This is a genomic window from Pseudomonas sp. GWSMS-1 (assembly GCF_049847425.1).
Taxonomy (GTDB): domain Bacteria; phylum Pseudomonadota; class Gammaproteobacteria; order Pseudomonadales; family Pseudomonadaceae; genus Aquipseudomonas.
On the sequence record NZ_JBMHHV010000005.1, the window covers coordinates 1,162,226 to 1,188,048 of the forward strand.

At 60.7% G+C, this 25,823-nt stretch carries 18 protein-coding genes and 6 pseudogenes; 13 read left to right on the forward strand and 11 right to left on the reverse strand.

The genetic code is table 11. The features are described 5' to 3' along the window. The first annotated feature begins 49 nt into the window (after positions 1-49). The 11 genes and pseudogenes from ACEPAJ_RS09025 (at position 50) to pcaD (ending at position 11,360) form a co-directional block, all read left to right on the forward strand. The gene (locus tag ACEPAJ_RS09025) at positions 50-1,327 is read left to right on the forward strand and encodes an OprD family porin (RefSeq protein WP_425914568.1); all 1,278 of its coding nucleotides are present in this window, start codon (positions 50-52) and stop codon (positions 1,325-1,327) included. Positions 1,328-1,437: 110 nt separating this feature from the next. Then, positions 1,438-2,628, forward strand: coding sequence for an ABC transporter substrate-binding protein (locus ACEPAJ_RS09030; RefSeq protein WP_425914569.1), 1,191 nt, complete (start codon positions 1,438-1,440; stop codon positions 2,626-2,628). Positions 2,629-2,862: 234 nt separating this feature from the next. Further along, complete coding sequence (locus tag ACEPAJ_RS09035) at positions 2,863-3,723, forward strand: branched-chain amino acid ABC transporter permease (protein WP_305255308.1); 861 nt, start codon at positions 2,863-2,865, stop codon at positions 3,721-3,723. Between the two features lie 22 nt (positions 3,724-3,745). Further along, complete coding sequence (locus ACEPAJ_RS09040; protein WP_305255307.1) at positions 3,746-4,777, forward strand: branched-chain amino acid ABC transporter permease; 1,032 nt, start codon at positions 3,746-3,748, stop codon at positions 4,775-4,777. Continuing rightward, positions 4,774-5,532 (forward strand): ABC transporter ATP-binding protein, encoded by a 759-nt coding sequence (locus tag ACEPAJ_RS09045; protein WP_305255306.1) that lies wholly within the window; start codon positions 4,774-4,776, stop codon positions 5,530-5,532. Before ACEPAJ_RS09040 ends, ACEPAJ_RS09045 begins: the two co-directional genes overlap by 4 nt. Further along, the gene (locus ACEPAJ_RS09050; RefSeq protein WP_305255305.1) at positions 5,532-6,260 is read left to right on the forward strand and encodes an ABC transporter ATP-binding protein; all 729 of its coding nucleotides are present in this window, start codon (positions 5,532-5,534) and stop codon (positions 6,258-6,260) included. The genes ACEPAJ_RS09045 and ACEPAJ_RS09050 overlap by 1 nt, the downstream gene beginning before the upstream one ends. Before the next feature lie 765 nt (positions 6,261-7,025). Then, a pseudogene (locus ACEPAJ_RS09055) lies at positions 7,026-7,412 on the forward strand (methyl-accepting chemotaxis protein); the annotation flags it as partial. Positions 7,413-7,536: 124 nt separating this feature from the next. After that, positions 7,537-8,409 (forward strand): CoA transferase subunit A, encoded by an 873-nt coding sequence (locus tag ACEPAJ_RS09060; RefSeq protein ID WP_305255303.1) that lies wholly within the window; start codon positions 7,537-7,539, stop codon positions 8,407-8,409. Beyond that, on the forward strand, positions 8,409-9,191 hold the full coding sequence (locus ACEPAJ_RS09065) for a CoA-transferase subunit beta (RefSeq protein WP_425914570.1): 783 nt from the start codon (positions 8,409-8,411) through the stop codon (positions 9,189-9,191). Before ACEPAJ_RS09060 ends, ACEPAJ_RS09065 begins: the two co-directional genes overlap by 1 nt. Then, positions 9,188-10,392 (forward strand): annotated as a pseudogene (gene pcaF / locus ACEPAJ_RS09070) (3-oxoadipyl-CoA thiolase). Before ACEPAJ_RS09065 ends, pcaF begins: the two are co-directional and overlap by 4 nt. A 179-nt stretch (positions 10,393-10,571) precedes the next feature. Beyond that, positions 10,572-11,360: a 3-oxoadipate enol-lactonase gene (gene pcaD / locus ACEPAJ_RS09075; protein WP_425914571.1), complete on the forward strand. Its 789-nt coding sequence runs from the start codon at positions 10,572-10,574 to the stop codon at positions 11,358-11,360. Between the two features lie 188 nt (positions 11,361-11,548). Here pcaD and ACEPAJ_RS09080 read toward each other — a convergent pair whose 3' ends face one another. The 7 genes and pseudogenes from ACEPAJ_RS09080 to ACEPAJ_RS09110 form a co-directional block, all read right to left on the reverse strand. After that, positions 11,549-12,739, reverse strand: a complete 1,191-nt coding sequence (locus tag ACEPAJ_RS09080) for an MFS transporter (protein WP_425914572.1) — start codon at positions 12,737-12,739, stop codon at positions 11,549-11,551. An 89-nt stretch (positions 12,740-12,828) separates the two neighbouring features. Next, a complete protein-coding gene (locus ACEPAJ_RS09085) occupies positions 12,829-13,770 on the reverse strand; it encodes a LysR family transcriptional regulator (RefSeq protein WP_425914573.1) in 942 nt (313 codons plus the stop codon). 119 nt (positions 13,771-13,889) lie between these two features. Beyond that, on the reverse strand, positions 13,890-15,584 hold the full coding sequence (mobH, locus tag ACEPAJ_RS09090; RefSeq protein WP_425914574.1) for a MobH family relaxase: 1,695 nt from the start codon (positions 15,582-15,584) through the stop codon (positions 13,890-13,892). Positions 15,585-16,471: 887 nt separating this feature from the next. After that, positions 16,472-17,655: pseudogene (locus ACEPAJ_RS09095) on the reverse strand (OprD family porin). Positions 17,656-17,832: 177 nt separating this feature from the next. Further along, complete coding sequence (locus ACEPAJ_RS09100) at positions 17,833-18,111, reverse strand: hypothetical protein (RefSeq protein ID WP_425914575.1); 279 nt, start codon at positions 18,109-18,111, stop codon at positions 17,833-17,835. Further along, positions 18,099-19,084 (reverse strand): annotated as a pseudogene (locus tag ACEPAJ_RS09105) (MFS transporter). Before ACEPAJ_RS09105 ends, ACEPAJ_RS09100 begins: the two are co-directional and overlap by 13 nt. Before the next feature lie 190 nt (positions 19,085-19,274). Continuing rightward, positions 19,275-20,481, reverse strand: a pseudogene (locus ACEPAJ_RS09110) (M20 aminoacylase family protein). An 82-nt stretch (positions 20,482-20,563) separates the two neighbouring features. On the opposite strand from ACEPAJ_RS09110, the gene ACEPAJ_RS09115 reads away from it, so the two are divergent. Beyond that, on the forward strand, positions 20,564-20,986 hold the full coding sequence (locus ACEPAJ_RS09115) for a LysR family transcriptional regulator (protein ID WP_425914576.1): 423 nt from the start codon (positions 20,564-20,566) through the stop codon (positions 20,984-20,986). A 43-nt stretch (positions 20,987-21,029) separates the two neighbouring features. Further along, positions 21,030-21,458, forward strand: coding sequence for a LysR substrate-binding domain-containing protein (locus ACEPAJ_RS09120; RefSeq protein ID WP_425914577.1), 429 nt, complete (start codon positions 21,030-21,032; stop codon positions 21,456-21,458). Positions 21,459-21,580: 122 nt separating this feature from the next. Here ACEPAJ_RS09120 and ACEPAJ_RS09125 read toward each other — a convergent pair. The 4 genes and pseudogenes from ACEPAJ_RS09125 to ACEPAJ_RS09140 form a co-directional block, all read right to left on the reverse strand. After that, a pseudogene (locus ACEPAJ_RS09125) lies at positions 21,581-21,886 on the reverse strand (transposase); the annotation flags it as partial. A 173-nt stretch (positions 21,887-22,059) separates the two neighbouring features. Next, positions 22,060-22,410 carry a hypothetical protein gene (locus tag ACEPAJ_RS09130; protein WP_425914578.1) on the reverse strand — a complete coding sequence of 117 codons (351 nt, stop codon included), beginning with the start codon at positions 22,408-22,410 and terminating at the stop codon, positions 22,060-22,062. Between the two features lie 25 nt (positions 22,411-22,435). Beyond that, on the reverse strand, positions 22,436-24,088 hold the full coding sequence (locus tag ACEPAJ_RS09135; RefSeq protein ID WP_425914579.1) for a DUF4041 domain-containing protein: 1,653 nt from the start codon (positions 24,086-24,088) through the stop codon (positions 22,436-22,438). A 331-nt stretch (positions 24,089-24,419) separates the two neighbouring features. Continuing rightward, positions 24,420-25,820 (reverse strand): UvrD-helicase domain-containing protein, encoded by a 1,401-nt coding sequence (locus ACEPAJ_RS09140; RefSeq protein WP_425914580.1) that lies wholly within the window; start codon positions 25,818-25,820, stop codon positions 24,420-24,422. Between the last annotated feature and the right edge of the window lie 3 nt (positions 25,821-25,823).

Genomic DNA, 25,823 nt, shown 5'->3' on the forward strand with positions numbered 1-25,823 from the left:
GCAAAGGTGGAGCAACAGCATAATTTCAATAACAACAAAGAGCTAAATCATGACTCACTATCCGAAGCTGCAGCCCCTTCTGCTGTCCGTTGCCGTAGCCCTCAGCCTGCCAGCCATGGTGCAGGCGGCCGAAGGCGGTTTTATCGAAGACACTACGGCCACCCTGACAGCCCGTAACTACTACTTCAGCCGCGACTACTCCGACATCGTCGGGCCCAACCAGCAGTCTAAGGCCGAGGAGTGGGCCCAAGGCTTCATCCTCAACGTCAAGTCCGGCTACACCCCGGGCACCGTCGGTTTCGGTGTCGACGCCATCGGCTTGCTCGGCGTCAAGCTCGACAGCAGCGCGGACCGGGTCAACACCGGCCTGCTGCCGACCCTCGAAAGCGGCAAGGCAGCCGATGACTACAGCCGCCTGGGTGCGGCGTTGAAGGTCAAGGTATCGAAGACCGAGCTGAAGGTAGGTGAGCAGCAGCTGATACTGCCGGTGTTGTTCTTCGGTGATATTCGCCTGTTGCCGCCGACCTATCAGGGCGTCAGTGTCGTTTCCAATGAGTTTGCCGGTCTTACCTTGCAAGGCGGCCAGTTGCGCTCCACCAGCTTGCGCAACGAGGCTGGCGATGACGAGTTGGGCGCCATGCTCGGCTTTGTCCCGCTGCGCGATGCAGGCAAGCTGATCACTACGGATCGCTTCAACTATGCCGGCGCAGATTACGCCTTTAACGCCAACCGCACCTCGGTCGGCGCCTGGTATGCCCAGCTGGAAGATATCTACAACCAGCGTCATCTCAGCCTCAAGCACAGCGAGCCAGTCGGCGACTGGGTGCTTGGCGCCAATCTGGGCTATTTCGACTCCGCCGAAGACGGCGAACTGGCGCGCAAGATCGACAACCAGGCCTTCTACTCGCTGCTCTCGGCCAAGCATGGCGGGCATACCTTCTTCCTGGGTTATCAGGCCATGTTTGGCGACGACGGCTTGCCGCGGGTGTTCGCCAACGTCAGCCCGCTGGGTAACGAGGTGCCGACCTTTACCTTCGACGCGGCCGACGAGCGCTCTTGGCAGGTGCGTTATGACTATGACTTCAGCGCCATGGGCGTACCGGGGCTGATCGCCGGGGTGCGTTATCTGACCGGTGACAACGTCGACACCGGCCGCGGCTTCGAGGGCAAGGAGTGGGAGCGCGATCTGGACATCGGCTATGTGGTGCAGAGCGGCTCACTCAAGGGTTTGGGCATGAAAGTGCGCAACGTCACCGCGCGCTCCAACTACCGCACCGATGTTGATGAGAACCGCCTGATCCTCAACTACACCTGGAATCTACTCTGACAGTAAGCGTGCAACGCGCTGTCGGCCTGGTGTCGGCGGCTCGACAAAAAACGGCAATCGAAGATCGTTTTCCTTTAATGCTGCGCCGCAGAGCGCCGCTGGAGATAGTAATGAACAACAATAACAAGATGCCTTGCACAACCCGCTTCCGCGCCAGCGCCCTGGCGTTGGCCCTCAGTGCGTCGATGAGCAGCCTGGCCATGGCGGCCGATCCGGTGAAAATCGGCTTGCTGCTGCCGTATACCGGGACCTTCGCCGCATTGGGCGAAGCCACCACCAACGGCATGAAACTGGCCATCGAGCAACATGACAACCGCCTCGGCGGGCGCCCGGTGCAATACGTGGTGGTCGACAGCGAAGCCAACCCCGGCAAGGCCGTGCCAAACATGCAGAAGCTGATCGCTGGTTCCCAGGTCGACGTGGTGGTCGGCCCCGTGCACTCCGGGGTCGGCATGGGCGCGGTCAAGGTCGCTCGGGAAACCGGCGTGCCGCTGATCATTCCCAACGCCGGCTTCAACGCGGCGACCGGGCCGTTGTGCGCGGAAAATATCTTCCGCACCTCGTTTACCTCTTGGCAGACCGCCTACCCGATGGGGCAGGTGGCGGCGGACAAGGGTTACAAGAATATCGTCACTGTGGCCTGGCGTTACGGCTTCGGCACCGAGTCGGTAGACGGCTTCAAGGAAGGATTCGAGAAGGCCGGCGGCACCGTCAGCAAGGAAATCTACGTGCCGTTCCCAGACGTCGAGTTCCAGTCGCAACTGACTGAAATCGCTGCGCTCAAGCCCGACGCAGTGTTTGTGTTCTTTGCCGGCGGTGGCGCCGCCAAGTTCGTTCAGGATTACGCCGCGGCTGGCCTGCAAGGCAAGATCCCGCTGCTAGGCTCGGGCTTCCTCACCGAGGGCACCCTGGCCGCGCAAGGTTCGGCCGCCAGCGGTGTGCTGACCACCCTGCATTACGCCGACAGCCTGGATACCCCGCAGAACAACAAGTTTCGCGCGGACTACCGGCAGAAGTTTGGCAAGGAGGCCGACATCTACGCCGTGCAGGGCTACGACACTGGTCTGTTGCTGGTCCAGTCGTTGGCCAAGGTCAACGGTAATACCAAGGATCGTGCTGCCTGGAATGCGGCCATGGCCGCTGCCAGGATCGACAGCCCGCGGGGCGAGTGGAGTTTCTCCAAGGCGCATAACCCGGTGCAGAACATCTACCTGCGCGAGGTGCGTGACGGCGCCAATGTGGTAGTCAGCACGGCTGTCGCCGCCCTGGCTGATCCTGCGCCGGGCTGCAAGCTGCAGTAGCGCGTTATCCCCGCGCCCTGGCCGCTAATGGTTGGTCGGCGGGCGGGTTGGCTGAGTCGAGTTCGCTTGCCGAGGTTTGGATCCCGCGTTGTTGCACTTGGTCATAGCCGGCTATGACCCGTCGCAGCGCCTTGTCCAAACCTCGGCAGGGGTTGTTAGATCCAGCTGATCAGCCTTGCCGTTTAGCCATGACCAGGGGGCGGGTCTGCCCCATTCCTGACCTTGGTATGCCCGATGGAACTTTCCACGATTCTTATCCAGACCCTTAATGGTCTGCAGTACGGCCTGCTGCTGTTTCTGATTGCCAGCGGCCTGACCCTGATCTTCGGCATCATGCACATCATCAACCTGGCTCACGGTGCGCTCTATATGGTCGGCGCCTACCTGATGTACTGGTTGAGCGGGCTGGTCGATAACTTTTTTATCGCCATTGTGCTGGCGGTGCCCTTGGCGGCGCTGCTGGGGGTGTTGATCGAGCGCTTCCTGATTCAGGCGCTGTACAAGCGCGAGCACCTCGACCAGGTACTGATGACCTTCGGCCTGATCATGGTCATCGACTCGCTACGCAGCATTATCTGGGGCAACGACGTGCACAGCGTGGCCATCCCGGCGCTGCTCAGCGGCTCGATCCAGCTCACCGAGACCCTCGACTACCCGGTGTATCGCCTATTCATCTCCGCGGTCTGCGCGGCGATTGCATTGGCCATGTATCTGATCCTGCAACGCACCCGCCTGGGCATGATTATCCGCGGCGGTTCGAGCAACCGCGAGATGGTTCAGGGCCTGGGCATCAATATCCGCGTCATCTACACCCTGGTGTTCGCCGCGGGTGCAGCGTTGACCGCCTTCGCCGGGATGATCGCCGCGCCGGTGTCGTCGGTGTATCCGGGCATGGGCAACCAGATCCTGATCATCGCCTTTGTGGTGGTGGTGATCGGCGGCCTGGGCTCGATTCGCGGGGCCTTTCTCGGCGCCTTGCTGGTCGGACTGACCGCCACCTGGGGCGCGGTACTGGTGCCGCAATACGCCGGCATGGCCGTGTATGTGCTGATGGCCGTGGTGCTGTTGTTCAAACCGCGCGGGCTGTTCGCCTAATAACCATTTCGGGGATTTTCTTATGCACGCATTACCTCGCCCGATCCAGCTGCTGCTGGCGCTATTGTTGCTGCTGATGGCTGCATACCCGTTGTTCGGTGCCAGCCTGACTGGCGACAAACACGACTTCTACCTTCAGCAACTGACCAGCATCATGATCCTGGCCATTGTCGCCTTGGGCCTCGACCTGCTGGTCGGGGTCAGTGGCATGGTCAGCCTGGCCTCGGCGGCCTTTTTCGGCATGGCCGGTTATGCCCTGGTGCTGTTCGCCCCCGAATACGAGGCGCTGAGCATCTGGATCGCTTTGCCGCTGTGTCTGGGGATTACCGCTCTGGCCGCACTGCTGATGGGGCTACTGATCATCCGCACCTCGGGGATCTTCTTCATCATGGTGACCATCGCCTTCTCGCAGATGCTCTATTACCTGTTCCACGATGCGTCTTTTGCCGGCGGCTCGGACGGTGCCTACCTGTTCATGAAACCCACGGTCGCCATCGCCGGGGTGCAACTGCTCGACCTGGAGAACCGCACCACTTTGTTCTATGTGGTGCTGGCCTCGCTGGCGCTGTTGTTCGTCCTGCTGCGCACCTTCCTCCGTGCGCCCTTCGGCCGGGTGCTGCTGGGGATCAAGGAGAACGAGCAACGGGTGCGTGCCATGGGCTTCAACCCGCTGTTCTACAAGCTGGCGGCCTTCGTTATCGCCGGCACCATCGCCGGTTATGCCGGCATGCTCTCGGCCACCCAATACGGCTTCGTCAGCCCCGGCCAGCTGAGCTGGCAGATGTCGGCGCATATCCTGGTGATGGTGATTCTCGGCGGCATGGGCACCCTGTTCGGGCCGATTCTCGGCGCCTTCGCTTTCGAGGGTCTGCATCACTGGTTCGCCAGCCTGACCCCGCACTGGGAGTTACCAATGGGCGTGGTGGTGATCGCCATGGTGCTGCTGCTGCCGCGCGGGATCGCCGGCCTGCTGCTGCAACTGGCGCAGCGCAAGGCCACTAAAACTTCAGCGGTGAAACATACCGGCACGATCAAACAGGAGGCCGAACAATGAGCGCCCTGATTCTGGAAACCCGTAGCCTGAGCAAGCACTTCGGCGGGCTGCGCGCCGTCAGCGATATCAGCCTGCAAGTGGCACCCTGTGAGATCCACGCCATCATCGGCCCCAACGGTGCAGGCAAGAGCACCATGGTTAACCTGCTCTCGGGCCATCTGCGGCCCAGTAGCGGCCAGGTGATCTTCAATGGCCAGGACATCACCGGCCTGGCACCAAACAAGGTGTCGCACCTGGGGGTGGGGCGCAGCTTCCAGCGCACCAATATCTTTCCCAGCTTCAGTTGTCTGGAAAACTGCATGCTCGCCGCGCAGTCGCGGATGAAGAACTCCTTCCGCTTCTTCCGTCGAAGCGACAGCTATCTGGCGGTGCGCGAGCGTGCGGAAAAAGCCCTGGAGGCCTGCGGCCTGAGCAGCAAGGGCCACAGCATCGCCAGTTCGATGAGCTATGGCGAGCAGCGCCAGTTGGAGATTGGCATGGTACTGGCCACCGAACCGAGCTTTCTGTTGCTGGATGAGCCGATGGCTGGCATGGGCAAGGAGGAGTCGAGCCGGGTCGTGGAGCTGCTCGCCGAGCTGGCGCGCGACTACTCGCTGGTGCTGGTCGAGCACGACATGGACGCGGTGTTTAGCATCGCCAAGACCCTGACCGTGATGGTCAACGGGCAGATGCTGGCCAGCGGTCCGCTGGAGCAGGTGCGCAACGACCCTGCGGTGCAGGAAGCCTATCTGGGCGACGGCGAGGAGCAATTCTGATGAACACGACCACAACAGCCACCCCGCTGGTCGAGGTGCGCGGGCTGCACACCTTTTATGGCAACAGCCATGTGCTGCATGGCGTTGACCTGCAGATCGCGCCGGGGGAAACCCTGGCCCTGCTCGGGCGCAACGGCGTGGGTAAGAGCACCACCATTCGCTCGCTGCTTGGCCTGACCCCGCCGCGCAGTGGCGAGGTACGGATCAGGGGCGAGAACCTCACCGGCAGCGCCGCGCACCAGGTAATTCGTCGCGGCATTGGCTATGTGCCGGAAGGTCGCGGCATGTTCCCTAATCTGACGGTGCGCGAAAGCCTGGTGATGGCAGCGCGGCCCGGCGTGGACGGTCGTCGCGACTGGGATCTTGAGCGGGTGCTGGCGACCTTTCCGCGACTGGCCGAGCGCTTCGGCCATCTCACCGGCAACCTTTCCGGCGGCGAGCAGCAGATGGTCGCTATCGGCCGCGCGCTGCTGACCAACCCCGAGCTGATGATTCTCGATGAAGCCACCGAAGGCCTGGCGCCGCTGATCCGCAAGGAGATCTGGGACGTGATCCGCCTGATCAAGGCCAGCGGTATTGCTACGTTGGTGGTCGACAAGAACGTCAACGTACTGCTCGACCTCACCGATCGCAGCATGATCATGGTCAAGGGCCGAGTGGTCTATGACGGTCCCAGCCAGGAACTGAAGGGCCAGCCGGCGATCTTGCAGAGCCATATCGGCCTGTAATTTCAATCATCCTCAGGGCAGGGCACTCAGGTGCCCGGTTTTGGCTGCGGTGGACATGCCAAGTGTATCCGCAGGACCTCTCGTAGGCGCGGCCCATGGTCGCGAAATAGCCAGCCCTGCCGCATGACCTGCTCCTACAACGCGGCATCGGTTCTGCAAAAGCACCTTCCCTCATGCCGCGCATAACGGAGGGGAGGTCCTATTTTGGTTTGACGAGATAAGAGAGCATCCATGAAGCGCGATCAAACAATGGGCCGCAGCAGCTGGCGCCGGCATCTGGCCAGCGCGCTGCTGACCGGCAACCTGCTGGGGGCTGTGGCCCTGGTAGTTATGACCAGTGGCAGTTGGGAGTCAGGCGTGGCCGCAGGCTTGCTGATCACCGGGCTGCTGGCCGGCTTCTTCTACCTGACCCAGCCGCCGCAGATTATCGAGCGGGTGCTGCAGAACTGCGACTGGTCGCAACCGTCAGCGCACTCGGAAGCGCCAGTGTTGGTGCCCGCCAGCCCGCCGCCCGAAGTGGTTTTAGACCCTGCGCTGCGTCAGCATCAACGCGAGCTGCTGCACGCCATCGAGCAGAGCCAGGCCGACATGCACTTTGCCACCCAACTGGCCCAGCAGTCCGGCGCGAAGGTCAGCAGCAGTGCCGAGAGCATCCAGGCCACCCGCCAGTCGATCGGCGAACTGGCCGATTACCTGCGCCGTACCGGCGAGGTTTTCAACACCTTGGGCGAGCAGTCGCGGCGCATTGGCGCGATTGTCGGCAGCATTCAGGACATCGCCCGGCAGACCAACCTGCTGGCACTGAATGCGGCCATCGAGGCCGCGCGGGCCGGCGAGCACGGCCGCGGCTTCGCCGTGGTGGCCGACGAGGTGCGCAGCCTGGCGGTGCGTGCCAACGACTCCAGCGAGCAGATCATGCAGATCGCCAAGGGCCTGAAAAGTGCCGCCGATGAGGCCAGCGCTGGTCTGGGTCAGGTCGATCAGTCGGCCCATAACGGTCTGAATACGTCGGCCGCCGCCCACGAGGCCATGGATGCACTGCGCATCGGCGCCCGCGAGCGCATGGAGATCGTCGGTCGGGTCATGCAGGGGCTGCAGCGTCAACGTGAGCTGGCCGAAGGCCTGGGTTGCTTGCTCGAACGAGTCGAGTAAAGCTGTGTTCGATAATCGAACAGTAAGTCGATTATCGGATTGTTTGCGCGCGCCGTGCGACCTACTGTTGACGCACCCGCCACCTTGACCCGGTGGCACTGTCTAACCAGTGAGAGCAGCACCGATGGCCGAAATCATTTCCCTTGCCGAAGCCGTACAGCGCTTCGTCAACGACGGCGACAGCGTCGCCCTCGAAGGCTTTACCCACCTGATCCCGACTGCGGCGTCCCACGAGATCATCCGCCAGAACAAGCGCGAGCTGACCCTGGTGCGCATGACTCCCGACCTGGTCTACGACCTGCTGATCGGTGCCGGTTGCGCGAAGAAGCTGGTGTTCTCTTGGGGTGGCAACCCTGGTGTCGGCTCCCTGCACCGCTTGCGTGACGCGGTGGAGAAGGGCTGGCCCAAGCCGCTGGAGATCGAGGAGCACAGCCACGCCGACATGGCTAACGCCTACGTCGCCGGGGCCTCGGGCCTGCCGTTTGCGGTGCTGCGTGCCTACGCCGGCTCCGATCTGCCCAAGGTCAACCCGCTGATCAAAACGGTCATTTGCCCGTTTACCGGCGAAGTGCTGGCGGCGGTGCCGTCGGTGCGTCCGGACGTCACCGTGATCCACGCGCAGAAGGCCGACCGCAAGGGCAACGTGCTGCTCTGGGGCATCCTCGGCGTGCAGAAGGAAGCGGCCCTGGCGGCCAAGCGTTGCATCGTTACCGTGGAAGAAATCGTCGACGACCTCAATGCGCCGATGAACGCCTGCGTATTGCCGAGCTGGGCGCTGACTGCAGTCTGCCACGTACCGGGCGGTGCCCATCCGTCCTACGCCCTCGGCTACTCCGAGCGCGATAACCGTTTCTACCAGGCCTGGGACCCGATTGCCCGCGACCGCGAGACCTTCAGCGCCTGGATCGACGAGTACATCCGCGGCACCGCCGATTTCGCCGCTTTTCAAGAAAAACTGCGCCAGGACAAACTGGCCGCACAGCAGGAGGCTAACTGATGAGCGCCTACAGCACCAATGAAATGATGACCGTGGCCGCCGCGCGCCGCCTGCGCAATGGCGCGGTGTGTTTTGTCGGCATCGGTTTGCCATCCAAGGCCGCCAATCTGGCGCGCCTGACCTCCTCGCCAGACGTGGTCCTGATCTACGAGTCCGGCCCAATTGGCGCCAAGCCAACCGTGCTGCCGCTGTCGATCGGTGACGGCGAGCTGGCCGAAACCGCCGACAGCGTGGTGCCCACCGGCGAGATTTTCCGCTACTGGCTGCAGGGTGGGCGCATTGACGTCGGCTTCCTCGGCGCCGCCCAGGTCGACAAGTTCGGCAACATCAACACCACCGTGATCGGTGACTATCACCAGCCGAAAGTGCGCCTGCCCGGCGCCGGTGGCGCACCGGAAATCGCCGGCAGCGCCAAGTCGGTGCTGATCATCCTCAAGCAGTCGCACCGCACCTTTGTCGACAAGCTGGCCTTTATCACCTCGGTCGGTTTTGGCGAGGGTGGCGATCATCGTCAACGCCTCGGTCTGCCCGGCGCGGGCCCGGTCGGCATCATTACCGACCTGTGCATCATGGAGCCGGAAGCCGGCAGCAACGAATTCATCGTCACCACCCTGCATCCGGGCGTGACTCGCGCGCAGGTGATCGAGGCCACCGGCTGGCAGATTCGTTTCGCCGAGAGCCTTAGCGTCACCGCCGAACCGACCGAGGTCGAACTCAGTGCCCTGCGCGCTCTGGAAGCCCGCACCGCAGCCGCCCACGGCCAGGTCGGAGGTGAGGAATGAGCCGCGAGGTATTCATCTGCGACGCTGTGCGCACGCCGATCGGCCGCTTCGGCGGCGGCTTGGCCCCGGTGCGTGCCGACGACCTGGCTGCGGTGCCGCTCAAGGCGCTGATCGAGCGCAACCCGCAACTCGACCTGAGCCAGGTCGATGAAGTCTTTATGGGCTGCGCCAACCAGGCCGGCGAAGACAACCGCAACGTCGCACGCATGGCCCTGCTGCTGGCCGGCCTGCCGGACAGCGTGCCGGGGGTGACCCTTAACCGCTTGTGCGCTTCGGGCATGGACGCGGTGGGCTCAGCCTTTCGCGCCATCGCCAGCGGCGAGATGGAGCTGGCGATTGCCGGCGGCGTTGAGTCGATGTCGCGTGCGCCCTATGTCATGGGCAAGGCCGACACGGCCTACGGCCGCAATCAGAAGATCGAAGACACCACCATCGGCTGGCGCTTTATCAATCCGTTGATGAAGCAGCAGTATGGTGTGGATGCCATGCCGCAGACCGCCGACAACGTCGCCGATCAGTTCGGGATCAGCCGCACCGATCAGGATGCGTTCGCCCTGCGCAGCCAGCAGCGCGCCGCCGCCGCCCAGCAGGCCGGCTTCTTCGCCGAGGAAATCGTCCCGGTGACGATCAAGGGCAGGAAGGGTGACAGCGTGATCGACCAGGACGAGCACTTGCGTCCCGAGACCACGCCTGAAGCCCTGGCCAAGCTCAAGCCGGTCAATGGCGAAGGCAAGACCGTCACCGCCGGCAACGCCTCGGGGTCAACGATGGCGCGGCGGCGCTGATCCTGGCTTCCGCCGACGCGGTGAAAAAGCACGGCCTGACCGCGCGTGCGCGGGTGCTGGGCATGGCCAGTGCCGGTGTGGCGCCGCGGATCATGGGCTATGGCCCGGTGCCGGCGGTGCGCAAGCTGCTGCAGCGTCTGGATCTGCAGATCACTGATTTCGACGTGATCGAACTCAACGAGGCTTTCGCCGCCCAAGGCTTGGCGGTAACCCGCGACCTCGGTCTGGCCGACGACGCTGCCCAGGTTAACCCCAATGGCGGCGCCATCGCCCTCGGACACCCGCTAGGCATGAGCGGCGTGCGCCTGGTGCTGACCGCTCTGCATCAGCTGGAAAAGTCCGGCGGCAAGCGCGGCCTGGCGACCATGTGCGTGGGCGTCGGCCAGGGGTTGGCGCTGGCTATCGAACGGGTTTGAGCCTCCAGATCCCAGGGTGCGCCCTGCGCACCGCAGGCTAACCGCGTTGCCTCGATCCGCGCCTGCCTGCACCATTCATGCAGGTGCCCGTGGCAAGGGCTTGATCGCAAGCGGCAGTGCCGCTAGTACGTACTTGTCCTGGCCGAACATCGAGTCCTAATCATTTGAAGGAGTTTTCTGTGCCTGTTGTCCACCTCGCCGCTGGCGACCTGAATTACCAACTCGAAGGCCCGGCGGACGCGCCGGTGCTGTTACTGAGCAATTCCCTGGGCACTGACCTGGGTATGTGGGACACGCAGATGCCGGCCTTTACCGAGTATTTCCGGGTGCTGCGCTATGACACCCGTGGCCACGGTCAGTCGCAGGTCAGCGATGGCTTCTACAGCATCGAACAACTGGGCCGCGACGTGCTGGCCCTGCTCGATCACCTGGATATTGCTCAGGTGCATTTCTGTGGACTGTCCATGGGCGGGCTGATTGGCCAGTGGCTGGGCATCAATGCCGGTGAGCGTTTGCACAAGCTGGTGCTGTGCAACACTGCGGCCAAGATTGGCAACGACGACGTGTGGAACAGTCGCATCGACACGGTGCTGCAGGGCGGCCAACAGGCCATGAGCGATCTTCGCGATGCTTCCATTGCGCGCTGGTTCACTCCCGAATTCGCCGCGGCCGAGCCGGCCCAGGCCAGCCGTATTACCGCGATGCTGGCGGCCACCTCGGCCCAGGGCTACGCCGGCAACTGCGCGGCGGTGCGTGATGCCGACTTTCGCGAGCAGCTGGCTGCCATCAAGCTGCCGACCCTGATCGTCTGTGGCACCGCCGATGTGGTGACCACGCCCGAGCACGGCCGCTTTATGCAACAGCAGATCGCTGGCGCGCAACTGATCGAGTTTCATGCCGCGCACCTGTCCAATGTCGAGGTCGGTGAGCCTTTTACCCGCCAGCTGCTGGACTTCCTGCTGGCCTGACAGGGTTTGGGGCGGCCTGAGCAACGCCGCACATTGCGCAGATGTGCCATGCGCACCACCCTCCTCGAATTCATGCAGTGGACGAAACCATCAGGATGCCGTTTCTACCCGGTCGAGGACGGGGGGAGCGCTAGGAGTAACCATCGGCTCTCGGTATTTCTAGGTGCTGGTTTCGCCTTTTCTGGCCATCACTTGCGAGCGGCCAGGCGGCCCACCAACGGCATCACCAGCAGCGCAATACCGGCAACGGCCGCGGCTACATAGCCAACGCTGGCTATGCCTGCGGTCTGGATAGTCAAACCGCCAAGCATCGCTCCAATACCTATCCCCGCATTAGCCGCAGAAACGTTGGTCGTCCCCGCAAGAGCCTGTGAATGGCTCACCGAGTTCATCACCCGCACCTGGCAGATCGGATACAGCGCGGTGTTGGCAATGCCCCAGAGCGCGAGCGCGATGCAGACGAGTAAGCCTGCTCCTGCCAGCGGCGTGACCGCCGCCATGCCCAGCGCAAGCAGTGCAACGAACAAGGCTGTGGCCTTGAGGGGCGAATGATCCACTGCTTTGCCGCCAATCCAGTTACCAATCAGGCCTATGGCGCCGAAGCCCATCATCCACCAGCCGACATGCGCGGGGGCCACGCCGACGATGCGCTCGAGCATATCGGCCAGGTAGGTGTAGGCAACGAACATGGCGCTGAAGATGATGATCGACAGCGCGACGTTGGCCAGGAACAGAGGCTCTTTGAAGATGCGCGCTTGCTTGAGGAAATCGACCCGTGGGCTGCGCGCGACTGTCGGCATATAGAGCGCGATGGCAATCGCCATCACCAGTGGCAGGCCCGCCAGCAGCCAGAAAGCGCCCCGCCAGCCGATACCGTTGGCCGCCAGTGTGCCAAGGGGAATGCCCAGCAGGAGCGCGGCGGTGATGCCGAGATAGACCCGGGCTATCGCCTGCCCTGATTTTTCCGGGCCGGCCAGTTGGGCTGCCGTTTCACTGGCAGTGCCCCAGAAGACCGGCAGCATCAGTGCCGGGATAAAACGCGCGATCGCCAGTACCCAGATGTTCGACGAAAGTGCCGCCAAGCCGTTGGCAAAGGCGAAGACCAGCAGGATCGTAATAAACAGCTTCTTTCTGTCCAGGTGGGCGAGGGCGGCGGTCAGCGGCGGGCCAAAGAACATGACGGTGAAGGCGAACAGCGTGACCAACTGACCGGCTGCGGCAATGGAAATGCCAAAATCACGGGCCAAGGCCGGGAGCAGGCCGATAATCAGAAACTCTGTGGTGACGATCAGAAAGGCCGAGATGGCCAGAATGGTGATACTCAGCGTAGAGCTTTCAGCAGTGGAAGCCAGTGGCCGTGGTGATTCGATAGCACTCATGACGCCGCTCCTTAGTAAAGAGGGCACCATGGTATTGGTTCTTTAGATTCCTATTGCAGGTGTTTATTCTGAGTATTGATGATCTGGATTCACGTATCTGATTGCTCAGGCAAGCTGTGCCCCGCGGGCGTCAGACAGACTGCGAGCACTTCCAGCAGGGCGCTGACCTTGGGCAGTGCTTCGCGTTTCTTTAGCCAGACCAGGTTCATCGGCAGGCCGTCGGTGGCCAACTGCGGTAGCACCTCCACCAGTGCTCCGCTATCCAGATGCCCTTGCACCAGCCAGGTGGGCAGTTGCGCAATGCCATAGCCCGCCAGAACGGCCAGTACTTCGCCCTCGCCATCGCCGACAGCGATTCGCGCCGGCATGATTCGGCGCTTTTTATCGCCCGGCTGAGGGCCTTCCCGATACCAGGGGCTGACCTGGCCATCGCTATGGCCGTAGAGCACGCAATCGTGTTGTTCAAGTGCCGCTTCGCTTGCCGGTGCCCCCCGCGTGGACAGGTACTCGGGGGCGGCGCAGTAGATCAGGCGCTCGGCGCCCAGGAAGCGATGGCCCAACGTTGCCGGCCAAATATCCGAGCCACCGATCCGCACCAGGATGTCGATGCCCTGATCGGCGGGGTCGACAAAGCTATCGGTAAAGGAAATATGCGGCATCAGCAGCGGATGCTGCTTTACGAACTGCAGAATCACCGGCAACACGTGCAAGCGCCCATACGAGGCCGGAAGATCAATGCGGATGCGCCCGCGCGGGGCGAAGAGCTCGGCATGCAGGGCCTGCTCCGACTCTTCCAGGTCGGTGAGTACTCGCGTGCAGGTTCGGTAGAAGGCTGTGCCTGCATCGGTTAGCGCAAGCCTGCGCGTGGTGCGCTCGAAGAGGCGGATACCCAGGCGGGTCTCCAGCCGCGCGATGCCTTTGCTCACCGCTGAACTGGTGAGGCTCAGGCGTTCGGCCGCCGCAGCAAAGCTGCCGAGTTCGGCTACGCATACAAATACATCGATACCTTTTAAACGTTCAGAGGAGAACAAGGTCCGGCCTTGGGTAACTGTGGGTGCAGGGCAGGCTAGCCCGGCTTGCGGCCAATGGTCGTTGATCAGGGCTGCCAGGTACAGCGGTTAGTTGCGCACTCAGTTTTCGCAGCTGCCGATCATTCCCTTAACGTCAGAAATGGATTGTCAGCGGGCAGCGTAGTGAAAAGTATGTCCGGCTGGTCCAATAGATATCCCTGAAGCTTGGCTTTCTTGCGTGGCCCTTCGACTTGGCAGGTCCAGATATTGAGCCCATCAGGGCGCTTTCTGTGGACTTTCAGCTTTTCGAACTGGCGCTGGACCCAGCGCCATGCTTCGCCTTCCTGCTCGGCGCCAGGAGCGATGTCGGGAAACTCCTGCGCATAGCGCTGGAACAGTCCAGGCGTGACGAGGAAGGCGCTGCCGTTCACTGTGTGCACCTTGGCTTTGCTGTCGTTGATGATCAGTTTGTGGCTGCGGATGCCATCCCTGACCCAGCGCAAAAACACCTGGCCGGGATCGCCGGGGGTGGGCAACAGGTTTTCCGGGCTGGGCTGCGGTGATGCCTCGGATAAGCTCTGCTCCTCGGGTTCGAACATCTCCAGCAACGACTCGATGCAGTCACCTTCGTGTGGGTGGCTGGCCCCATCCGCTGCAGCAGGGATTTCTTCAGGTATCGGCTGCGGCTGATTTGCCGCTTCGTCGGCGGCGATGTTGACGGTGCCGTTGAATAGCGCCGGCCGCTCATCGCTGCCCCAGATCAAGGCGGGTTGGACACGTAGGAAGGTGAAGGTCTGTTGCCAGTTCTCCTGGTCGACGGTAGCGCTCCAGATAGCCTTGCCTTCAGGCGTGGGCTCGACCAGTCCGTGGGACTGCAGTTCATCGAACAGCGCGGTGTTGGAGGAGGGGATGCCGTCAATGGCCTGTGACAGCAGATGGGCACGGAGCTTGTCGGTGACGGCCTTGCTGACCAGCCACAGCGCGTCCTGGGTCAGCCAGCCGGCGGCACCGGGCTGGTTGAGCTTGAGTTCATGCTGCACCAGGTGGCGCAGTCCGCGGATCAGGTGATGCTGTAGGGCATGCAGCGGGGCCTGCAGCGCCTTGTCGGGGTTGCCGCCCAGGTTCTGCGCGGTGGAAGCGCGGTCGGCCTGGATGACCAGTTCGCCCAGTACGCCGGCATGCTCGTACTGACCCGCCAGTAGGTGCAGCAGGTGTCCCCAGAGGGCAGGAAAGGTGCTGAGCCAGTCGAGAAGATCCCGGTCGAGGATGTGGGTGTAGAGCAGACCGGCCGCAGCGCCATGCAACCTGTAGTCACGCCCTTTGCTGTAGCGAAAGCGATAGGGCTGGTCCAGGGGGCCGTGCCAGGGATGCCAGAGGCTGCCATCCTGGCGTTCGATCCGCAGGTCCACGGCGATCTTGCCGATATCGTGGAGCAGGGCGCCGTAGGCGATGCCAGCGGACCAGGCGTCGGCCTGCGCCGCCTGGTCTTCAGGGGCTGCGTTGGTAGGTAGCAGGTAGGATTGGCGCAGCTTCAGGCTGTAGGCAACCAGTTCCAGGCCATGGTCCAGCATGCCGCCGCGGTAGGCGTGGTGATGGCTCTCGCTGGCCGGCAGCTGCTGTACCCATTGGGCGTAACGCTGGAGCGGGTTCAAGTAGAGCTGCTGGAACTGGGCGCGGGACAGGGCTGTTAGCTCCCAGATATGCGCCAGCAGTTGGCGGCGATGAGCGGGCTGAAGCAGGGTATGGGCCGATTCCACGGAGGTGTAGCTTTCAGGCAGTGGCTCAGACGCAGGAGAGACAGCCTTTTGTTGTGTGAGACGAAATAGGCCGAGCATCGTATTCTCCGCAAGGATCCGCTTCTGCTGGCCTTTTAGCCTTTTCGGTTAGGCCTCTTACCCTTGATGCCCCCTTCCTTTGCGGCCCTTGTGACCTTTTGGCCTGTGCCCCTTTGCGCGCCAAGCAGGAAAGCGATACGCCTCACAACGGTTTAAGCGGCCGAGGCTGTCTGCGGTGCAGATATGGTGGGATAGGCGCTACACAGCCGTCGTCATTTGCCGAAAGCAATGTCATGACCCATCACTGATGCCATGCTCGCGCTGCTGTTGCGGCATGGATACACGGAACCGACGCTGCGGTCAGGGCGACGGCGAAGCGCTGTGTGAAATTGCTGCCGCGCAGCAAGCGCGACCTGATTTACAAGGTGGTCGCCAGCTGGGGTCCGCTCGAGCTGGTGAGCTTCTTGGCGCAGGACTTGGAGCTGTGACCGCTCAGTACTCGATCAACGGCTGATCGTGATCAGTGGTGGTCCCTCGAGTGTTGCCGCCGGCGAATTTTGACCCATGTACCGACGCTAGGCTGACCCAGCTCGGCGAGCTGAAACGCGAAATGCATCAACGAGTTAGACGACCGAAACAGAGTCAATAAATTTTCGGCATGTGGGTCACACATTCATCGGTAGCAAAAGCTGGCCCCCATCTGCGGGATCCAGCCGACACAGGCGTATTATTTGACGCTTCGCATTATCGCGGGAAAGAGAGGGTTCACAGTCAGGGACACAGGTAAATTAGCAGCCGCCAAACGCACCAACCTCTGCGCCCTGCTGTCATATTGCACCCTCCTGATCTTACCGCTTTCTGGCCAGGCTAGCCGCCGTAGCCAGCTGCCATTGTGCCGATCACCCCCTGCACGTAACCAACACTGGGAATATGACGAGCTGCGGACCTTACCAGAGCGCTAAGGTGTAGCCCAGGATCAGACGATTTTCGTCAATATCCGTGGCCAGGCCATTACCCGATCTAAACTCAGGTTACGCCAACGCAGGCTAACACCCTTCAGGCTGCCACTCTGCACGACGTAGGCCAGGTCGGTGTCGCGTTCCCACTCTTCGCCATTGCGTGTTGTTGCTGTCCTGACATTGCGCCCATCTACGTAGCGGGTCATGAAGCTGAGTCCGGGAATACCCTGAGCGGCAAAGTCGTAGTCATAGCGCAGTTGCCAAGAGTCCTCCTCGGGGCGGGTGAAGTCATGCAGGGTCACCAGGTTGACAACGTATGCAGCGCCTCCGTTAAGGTAGGGGAAGGCACTGGCGCCGGACTGCGACTGCCAGGCCGCGCTGACCTTATGGCCGCCGTGGCTGAGGCTGAATATGCCGTTGAAATTGCGGTTGTCGATCTTGCCCGCTCGCTCGCTGCCTGCACCGCTGCTGTCGAAATAACGGACATCGCTACGCAGGCTGAAACCGCCGGGCAGCGCTTGGCTATGCACCAGGCCGACATAGTGCTGACGGTATATGTCGTCGAGCAGACCATGGTAGTAACTGACAGCGAGCTGCGGACTAATGGCGTAGCTGGCGCCGGCAAAGTCAAAGGCATCGCTGGTGGCACTGCCGTAGCCGAGCTCGTCGCGACCGGAGGAGTCGCGCAGGTTGGCCCGGGTCAGCCGACCACCATCAAGGGTCAGTCGGTTAATGTCGTGAGACGTGAACATGGCGCCCTGGAAAGTCGAAGGCAGCAAGCGAGTGTCGTTATAGATGGCCACCGGCAGCCATGGCTGCAAGGTTCCTAGGCGCAGCATGCTCTTGGAGAGGCGCAGCTTGGTGGTCAGGCCGAGCTCGCTGTAGTTGTCCACCGGTGCCTTGCTGGTAGGCCCGAAAGGCAGCAGGCCAGTGCCACTGCGATCGCGACTGGAGTCCAACTTGACCCCGAGCTCGCCGAGGGCGTCAAGCCCAAAACCAACCCGCCCCTCAGTGAAGCCCGACTCGACACGGGCGATGAAACCCTGCGCCCATTCGGCGGCTTTGGCCTGCTTCGCATCCTCATTACGGAAGTCGCGATTCAGGTAAAAATTGCGCAGCTCCAGGCTGGCCTTACTGTCGTCGAGGAAGTCGGCCGTGGCAACGGAGGCCATCAACAACCACGGAGCGGCAAACAGGCACGCGAGTTGGCGCGGCCCAATCAATTGACTGAGGTTCATTGTTGTTATTCTCGAGATTAAATTATTAGAATCGGGCAACTGCGCGAAGCAGCGCCATGTGACAGTTCAATAGCGGCTGGGCGGGCGATCAGCCCAGCCTAAGAATGGCAACTAGCGATCAAGCCGCCATTGCTGTGGGATTGGTCTACAGCCCCTGAATAGCCGCACGGCTGGTCGGGTCTCGGCCTGTAGCGCAGGGTTATCGGGACCTTCATCATCGACGACATCAAGGTTGATATCGTGAGTACGATCGATCAGGAAGAAGCCTGCGATCAAGCCCAGGGTCACAGCAAACATCACGTAGAACACCGGAGCAATGGCCATGCCGGTCGTATGAATCAGCCAGGTCACGATGAACTGGGCGAAACCGCCGAAAATCATAACCGCCAAGTTGTAGGCGAGCGCCAGCCCCGTGGAGCGTACGCCGGCGGGAATTGCTCGGCCACTGCGGCAGAGAACGGCCCGAAAAAAACCGCTAACAGGGTGCACAGCACCACTTGCATGGTCATCAGTCGAGCGAAGGACGGCGCCGCATGCACCCAACTGAACAGTGGATACAAGACGATGAGCAGTCCGGCCGTGGCGGCGATGATCAGTAACTTGCGGCCAACGCGGTCAGACAGTGCGCCGAACACCGGCATCAATAGTGTCATCAGCGCGACGGCAATCACCTGGGCGGTAAAGGCGTCGGTCAGCGGCAAATTCAGTTGCCGATTGGCGAAGGTCGGCATGTAGACAAGAATCACGTAAAAGCCGACGGTACCGCACACGGTGAGCGCCATCACGGTAATTACCTCACGCATATGGTTACGCAGCATGCGCGCCAGCGAACGTTTTTCCTTGGGCGCTTGTTGGGCCTCGAGGAAGGCGCTGGTTTCCGACAGGTGACGACGCATCCACAAGCCAACCGGACGATGATCAGGCCAATAATGAAAGGAATGCGCCAGCCCCAGGAGTCAAGCGCCTCTGGTGACAGGCCGTTAGTCACAAGGGCGGTCACCCCAGCACCGCAGAACACCGCCAAGCCCTGACCAAACATCTGCCACGAACCATACAACCCGCGGCGATTAGGCGGCGCGCTCTCGATCAGGAAGGAGGTGGCACTGGCGAATTCGCCACCAGTCGCAAACCCTTGCAGCAATCGCGCAAGCACGATCAGCAAAGGCGCGGCGATACCGATCGCAGCGTAAGGCGGAGCGAATGCGATCATCGCGATGGACACTGTCATCATGCTGATGATCAGCTGCAGCGGCTTTGCGCCCCCGGCGGTCGGCGTAGATGCCGAGCAGAATGCCGCCAACCGGGCGCATGAAGAAACCAACGCCGAATGTCGCTGTGGCCATGAGCAGCGAGCTGTATTCACTTTCGCTGGGAAAGAACAGACGCGAAATGATGACGGCGAGAAAACCGAAGACGATGAAGTCGTACCACTCCAGCGCGTTACCGATAACGGCCGCGATAACCTGATGTTTGGGCGGTGCTGCGTGCTGCTTGCTCATGCTGTCATCTCCACAATAGAGTTTGTTGTTATAAATGCGTGTGACGAAAAGAACTTATTTGCCGAAAAATCGCTCCGCCAGTGCCACCCAGAAGGCCGCGCCAGGAGCCAGACAGGCATCATTGAAGTCGTAATGGGGGTTTGCACACTGCAGGGGCCGAGCAGGTGCTCGCCACCGCAAACCCGCTGTCGCCATTGCCTATGAGCAGGTAACAACCCGGCACCTGCTGCAAGATAAAGGCAAAATCTTCGCTACCGCTCAACGGCAGTGCATCACCCACGACCCGTGCATCGCCGACCAGTTCGCGTGCGACCTCGACCGCCAGGCGCGTTTGCTCGACGCTATTGACCAGCACTGGATAACCGCGCTCGTACTGCACCTGGCAGCCAACGCCAAAGGCTGTCGCCTGACCTTCGACCAGCGCATGGATGCGCGCCTCGAGTAGATCGCGCACCTCGGGGCGCAGGGCGCGTACGCTCAACTCCATCTCGGCCGACTCAGGGATCACGTTGTAGGTTTTGCCCGCCTCAATGCGGCCCACGCTGATTACCGCAGCGTCGTTCGGGTCAATGTTGCGCCCGACGATCGTCTGTAACGCGAGCACGGTCGCTGCCGCGGGCAGCATCGGATCCACGGCAAGGTGCGGAAATGCACCTGCCCGCCCTTGCCGTTGAAGCGAATCAGCACCCGGTCGGATGAGGCCATGAAGGCCCTGCACGAAAGTGGAAATGGCCCGTCGGGATGCCTGGATAATTGTGCATAGCGAAGGCCGCAATCGCAGGGAAAGCGCTCTAGCAGCCCCTCGTCGAGCATGCGTCGGGCTCCGCCGCCACCGCCAAGCTCTTCGGCCGGCTGAAAAATCAGGTTCAAGGTGCCGCTGCCCGGCAGGCACCCTTCGCGATGCATGCGACCGAACACTTGCGCGGCGCCCAGCAGCATGGCGGTGTGACCATCATGGCCACAGGCATGCATCTGCCCTGGCGTGCGGCTCGCCCATGGAGGCCGGTCAGTTCCTCAATTGGCAGCGCGTCCATGTCGGCGCGCAGGCCAACCGCGGCCCGCCCTCGCCCCAGCGCAAGGTGCCGACAACACCGGTGGTCGCAATGCCACCGTGCACCTCAAAGCCCCATTGGGCAAGGCACTCGGACACCAACCGACTGGTCGCGAACTCGTTGAAGCCAAGCTCGGGATGCAGGTGGATAGTATGCCGCCAGGACGTCATGGCGGTTTCGTCGGGAGAAAACTGATCGGATGTATTCATAGGCTGGATCATAAAACTTGCAGTGCTCATGGGAAGGCATTACTTTTTCTCAGGTGACAACCAAAGGGAATCACTGAACGCCATGAAAGACCATCAGCTCAAAGCCCTGATCCAGGTCGCCGAATCCGGTTCGATCCGCGCGGCGGCACGAACCATGAACCTCAGCCAGAGCGCGCTTACCAAAGCGCTGCGCGAGCTCGAGGATGACGTCGGCGCGGAACTGCTGATGCGCAGCTACAAGGGCATCGAGTTCACGTCCGCAGGTAACGCCTTGCTGGTGCGCGCCCGCCTTGCGCATGCGACGCTGGAAAAGGCCCGTGATGAGATTCGGCTGTTGCGTGGCGGTGCCGGTGCCCGCATCTCCATCGCCCTGACGCCGCTGGTCGCGGCGACTATCCTGTTACCGGTACTGACTGAATTTCGCAGCATTCAACCCGACGCCGCGCTGAGTCTCGAGGAAGGCTTGTTAACGCACGCCATCCCCGCCTCCTGGAAGGCCGGCTAGATTTCGCGATCGTACTGGCAACCCAGAGGACCTACCCTATGAAGTGAGTTTTGAGCTATTGACCGAGGTTTATGCAGCGCCTACCGGCCGCCACGGCCACCCGCTGGCGAACGCGCAGACCTGGGCAGAATTGAAGGATGCGAGCTGGGTGCTTAACCTATCTGACGGGAGTCTGGGCAATCATCTCCTGCGCTGGCTAGCCGCCAACGGCATCGACGCACCAACCAACATGCTGCGCTGCGCCTCGCTGACCCTGATGCTGGAGCTGATGCGCCGCACCGATTACATAGGCTTTGGCCCAACAGCCCTGCTCAGTGACTCCTTGTTTGGTGCCGGGCTACAGCAGTTTGCCGTCACGCCCTTACCGCCACCCATGTCACTCGGCATCTTGAGCTTGCGCGGCGTCCCACTGGGAACTTCAGCAAAAGTACTGGCAGGGCTGTTCGCCCGTCGTCTGCGGAAAATAAAATAGGCTAGATTCAGCTGCATTCCAATGGTTCGCATAGCCATAGTCAGCAATGGTGGTGTTCGTTGCCGTAGTGGAGGACTAACTGCAACGCCAAAGCCAATTTTAAGGTTCAACGTGCTTTCCCGGGGGAAGGCGGCCTTGATTTTCAGGAAGAGGTAATCCGAGTCCGTGAAGCCATAGGCCATGTGCTTGATTACCTTGATGCGGTTGTTCACCCCTTCCAGCAGGCTGGTATGAATGTGGAAGCGGGCGCTGGCGAGGATGCATCAGACGTAGCGCCTGAGGTTTCGGGCAAAGCGTTGTAGCGGTGCCCAGTTATCGCGTAACCAGGTTCTCCAGCGTTGCTGGCCTTCTCGTACGCTGGGCGCATACCGGGTCTCTTTCAGGGCATCCTTGAACACGTAAACAGTGGCCAGCGGTTGATTGGCCTGTTGCCGTCGATGCATTTTTGCCCAACATGCTGGAATTTCATTGATCCAGTTTCGAGCGCCTAACTCGTTGCGGCATCTCGCATTTCAGCCCGCAAGGCTGGGTCAGTCCAGCGTCGGTATATGGGTCAAAAGTGCATCGGCATCGGCATCAACACTCAGCGCTAGCCCTAGCCCTAGCCCTCGCGCTTAGCCCCACACATTTTGCACACCCTGTATGTGCCATAGCGCCCGTCTTTGTGGGACATAACTCCGCCGCAGTTATGGCATTCACCAACCAAATTGCCATTTTTCCAGCGGTAGAGCTGCCAAAGGCTCCAACTCAACCAGACCAAACCGGTGAAAGCCAGAGCTGCGCTAACAGGGAATAACACGTTTGCCACAGGAGAAAACGCAGAAGAGGCAATACTTACTGCTTCAGCAGGCTCAGATAAAAGCACCATGCCGGCGATCCCCATGAGCGTAATAAACGTCGGTAGTCCGAACAGTCGGAGATGCCTCTCAATCGCTGTGATATCCATATTCATTGTCGCTCTCCATTAGCCGCTTGATTCAAATACTTACCTCGACTTCCTCTTCTTCGATCTCGGCTTCGACTTCCAGCTGGTGCCGCGTCCATTCGCGCTCGACGTTAGGGTTCTCGACTATCTGCTGCTCAATGCGCAGGCTCTCCCGGTATTCGTGAGCCCGCGCCGTCATCGTCCAATGCGTCTCAACCCCGAGGGTATTCAACTCCTGGCGAATATCTTCCAGGCCCAAACGGAAGAACTCCTTACGCGGGTTCACCTTGTTGACCTGTTGGCGAAGGAAGTGACGGTGCAGGCTTTTCTCCAGGCCCGGTGCGTCATCACTGAAGATCATGGCGTGCACATCGAACTCGAACGGCACACTGGCGTCGCCCAGCTCACGAATACGATCCTGCGGTTCCAATCGTCGGGTCATGCCGATTTTGAACACTTCCTCACCAAATGAACCGATATTCGAGATCACATAGACATGGCCAGAGCGTGTCTGCTGGGCCATGGAAAGGGCGTGCTGATTTTTCTCCTCAGCCGCACGCAGCTTAGACTCCAACTCAAACAACTTGGCCTCGAACTCGGCCCGCTGCGCTTCGCTGGCGACATCCACTTGCCGTTGTATTTTTTCCATGGCCTTGCGCAGGGTGTCTTCTTCCTTCGACGCATCCTTGATCGCCCGCTCGTACTCGCGGCGTGCTTTTTCTTCTTCGCGGATCTGTTCGCGTAGTCGGCGCTGTTCTTCCTTCTCTTCGTCCTTGAGTGCCTTGGCGGTTACCGCCCACTTCAACTCTTCAAGACGCACGGCTAGATAGCTGTCTGTAATCCGCGCACTGCGAAAGGCTGCACCGTTATGGTTAACCAGCGCGAAGGCATCTCGGATCTCTTGTTCTAACTTGCCGTGGTTGTCGGTTTTGCTGCGTGAAAGGATCGAGTCGACCTTGCCGTTGAAGGCGTCAGTCACGAAGCGAATGGCCGTCTCCTTGCGGTTCGCCTCAACATAATCGCAGTTAGCAGCCATACCACTTTTAACCATCATGCGACTGGTATCGCGGGCATCTTTCAGCTTCTGCCCAGCCTCAGTAAAGCTAAACTCATCGGCCAAATCATCGAGTAAGTTGTAGGTAGGTACGATGTAGGCATCGCCATAGCCGTCGATGATGTTCTTCATCGCCTGAACCGTATTGGCGAACTCTTTTGCACGGCTCATGGCCGTGTAGGCGTCGCCTGCAATTTCGTCAGCACGCTGCTGGGCAGCGGCAATAATCTTGTCAGCTTCCTGCCCGGCTACGCCTATTCGTCGCGCGGCTTCTTCAGACGCCGTCTTGGCTTTCTGATTCGCGTCCTGTCGTAGGTTGCTGGCTTCAAGTCTCGCTTTTTCCAGCAACAGCTCCGCATCGGCCATGATGGTCTGGGCCGCCGCTTCAACATCAATGATATGAGCGTATCGACTAAGCGCCTCGACCCGTTGTAGCAACCCATCCCGTTCTTGGGAGAGTAAGGATAACTCCAGCTGCAGCAGCTTGATCTGCGAGCTTTGCTGAGCAATGAGTTGCTCATGTTCATGAATCCGCAGGTTTCGCAGCGCAAGCTCACCTGCGTGGGCTTTACGGGCTGTCTTCGCAGACAGGTAGACTCTCACACACAATAATATGGCGACGATAAGTGCAACGGACAGGAGCAGGTCCATGCGCTTTCTTCCTTGAATAAAGTAGCGCGATAGGGCACTCGGTAACCGAGCGAGCGGGTGTGCCTGAGCGTTGAATCCCGGCACCTGCCCGAATAATGGCCAATTGATGCCAATACCTCAATAGCCCTAACTTGAGAGCCTCTGACCTCCATCCCCTAACGGGAAGCATCACAGCAGCCCATCATGGCTGCATCTTTGACATCAAAAAGGCCGATCGACCCAGGTGTAGCGAAAGGCAGAAACCGGCCAAAAGCGGACTGATTTGCTCAAGACTGAAAGGGTCTCACTGGCGTCCCGGAGGTCCCCGGCCCTATGGGTCTATGACGTCAGATCATTTTGCTGGAATGTGTCTACCCGTACCGATGATGGTGAGGGACTTCGATCCACGAGTCATCGCGACATACAGATGCTTAGCGTCAAGCGAGTCTGCATCAAGGACGACGGCATGGTCGTATTCCAGGCCTTTGACCAGCAGTGTTGTCCCGATGAGCTTTCTGTGGCTAAGAGGCCGCCCCGTATGCCTCATCTCGCGCTGGTACAGGTTTGCGGCCTCTGAGAGAGTTGCTCCTTCTCCATCAATGTGCAGCTTAAGCACGTTGAGTAAGCGATACAGGAGGTCACGGCGATAGGGCGATGTTTCTGGATTTGACTTCAACGCCAGAAAAAACGACTTGAGGTGACTGCTTGATGGGTTGTTGAGGTAGTCATTCGCCGCATGTAGGACCAAGGGGTACTTTGTGGTTTTACTGAGTTTCGCGACCTCGCCTCTCTGGGTTCCAGCAGTCAAAGTCTTGGTCACGCCAGTAAAACATTTCTTCGCAAAATCCAAGACTAGAAGGAATCCTGCTTGGGTAGTCTTCGCAGCTCCGAGCTTCTTGATGAATGTGTGAAGGTCTTTGCCTTCAACTTCCTCGATAGAAGAAAATCGACCTGCCATGCTTCGGGCCAAAATGTGGGTCTTGCTCTTGGACTTGGGGTCCCCGCCGTGCAGAGCAATCACGCTCTCGTTGTGCCCTAGTTGGCCGTAGAGCGATGAGTACTGTTTTGCCTCTAGGAACGCGGGATCGGTTTCAACCCGGATCACGCTGCGTGGCAGTCCACCCACTAGATCAATTTTCTGCCCCAGCTCAATCTTCTTCCGCGCCTCCTTCAGCCAAGCGCCCAGCTCATGAGCTTCAGCCTTCTTCCAGCGCCAAGGGGTATCTAGCTCGCCCAGGCAGTCGAAAGTGGGATACACGCTTGCTTTCCAGTCCACAGGTTTACCATCCTCAAAGTCGAAGATGGCCTGCAGGGGATCGCCCAGGATCCGGCAGGGAAAGACATCTGCCAAGGCGCAGACCAGCGAGTGCTGCGAATCGGAGCAGTCTTGGTACTCGTCTACATAGACTCCCGTGTAAGTGGCCGATACGACATGGCGAATGAACTGCTTCTTCAGCAATCCCAAGCAGCTTTCATAGAGCTTGCTCCACTGCTTCTTGATCGGATTTTCAGTCGCCCAGCCGGAGCTTTTGGGATAGGCCAAGCAAAGGCGCAACGCCCAGCTTGCAATCGTATCCACCTGATAATTGGAGGCGGGAACACCGAGAGATGTCATCTTGGTTTTTATCGAGTTCACGCCCGCAAAGGTGTGAGTCAGGATCAGTTGCCGGCCGCTAGCGGCCCGCACTGCCAGCGCAATGAGGTGCGTCTTGCCGTATCCGGCAGGTGCAATAACGTACCCCGGTTTGGGCACTTG

Coding starts and splice junctions, on each gene's coding strand:
- ACEPAJ_RS09045 (WP_305255306.1), top strand. CDS start 4,774: ATGAGCGCCCTGATTCTGGAAACCCGTAGCCTGAGCAAGCACTTCGGC.
- ACEPAJ_RS09035 (WP_305255308.1), top strand. CDS start 2,863: ATGGAACTTTCCACGATTCTTATCCAGACCCTTAATGGTCTGCAGTAC.
- ACEPAJ_RS09080 (WP_425914572.1), bottom strand. CDS start 12,739: ATGAGTGCTATCGAATCACCACGGCCACTGGCTTCCACTGCTGAAAGC.
- ACEPAJ_RS09065 (WP_425914570.1), top strand. CDS start 8,409: ATGAGCGCCTACAGCACCAATGAAATGATGACCGTGGCCGCCGCGCGC.
- ACEPAJ_RS09050 (WP_305255305.1), top strand. CDS start 5,532: ATGAACACGACCACAACAGCCACCCCGCTGGTCGAGGTGCGCGGGCTG.
- ACEPAJ_RS09040 (WP_305255307.1), top strand. CDS start 3,746: ATGCACGCATTACCTCGCCCGATCCAGCTGCTGCTGGCGCTATTGTTG.
- ACEPAJ_RS09030 (WP_425914569.1), top strand. CDS start 1,438: ATGAACAACAATAACAAGATGCCTTGCACAACCCGCTTCCGCGCCAGC.
- ACEPAJ_RS09060 (WP_305255303.1), top strand. CDS start 7,537: ATGGCCGAAATCATTTCCCTTGCCGAAGCCGTACAGCGCTTCGTCAAC.
- ACEPAJ_RS09130 (WP_425914578.1), bottom strand. CDS start 22,410: ATGAATATGGATATCACAGCGATTGAGAGGCATCTCCGACTGTTCGGA.
- mobH (WP_425914574.1), bottom strand. CDS start 15,584: ATGCTCGGCCTATTTCGTCTCACACAACAAAAGGCTGTCTCTCCTGCG.
- ACEPAJ_RS09025 (WP_425914568.1), top strand. CDS start 50: ATGACTCACTATCCGAAGCTGCAGCCCCTTCTGCTGTCCGTTGCCGTA.
- ACEPAJ_RS09135 (WP_425914579.1), bottom strand. CDS start 24,088: ATGGACCTGCTCCTGTCCGTTGCACTTATCGTCGCCATATTATTGTGT.
- ACEPAJ_RS09115 (WP_425914576.1), top strand. CDS start 20,564: ATGAAAGACCATCAGCTCAAAGCCCTGATCCAGGTCGCCGAATCCGGT.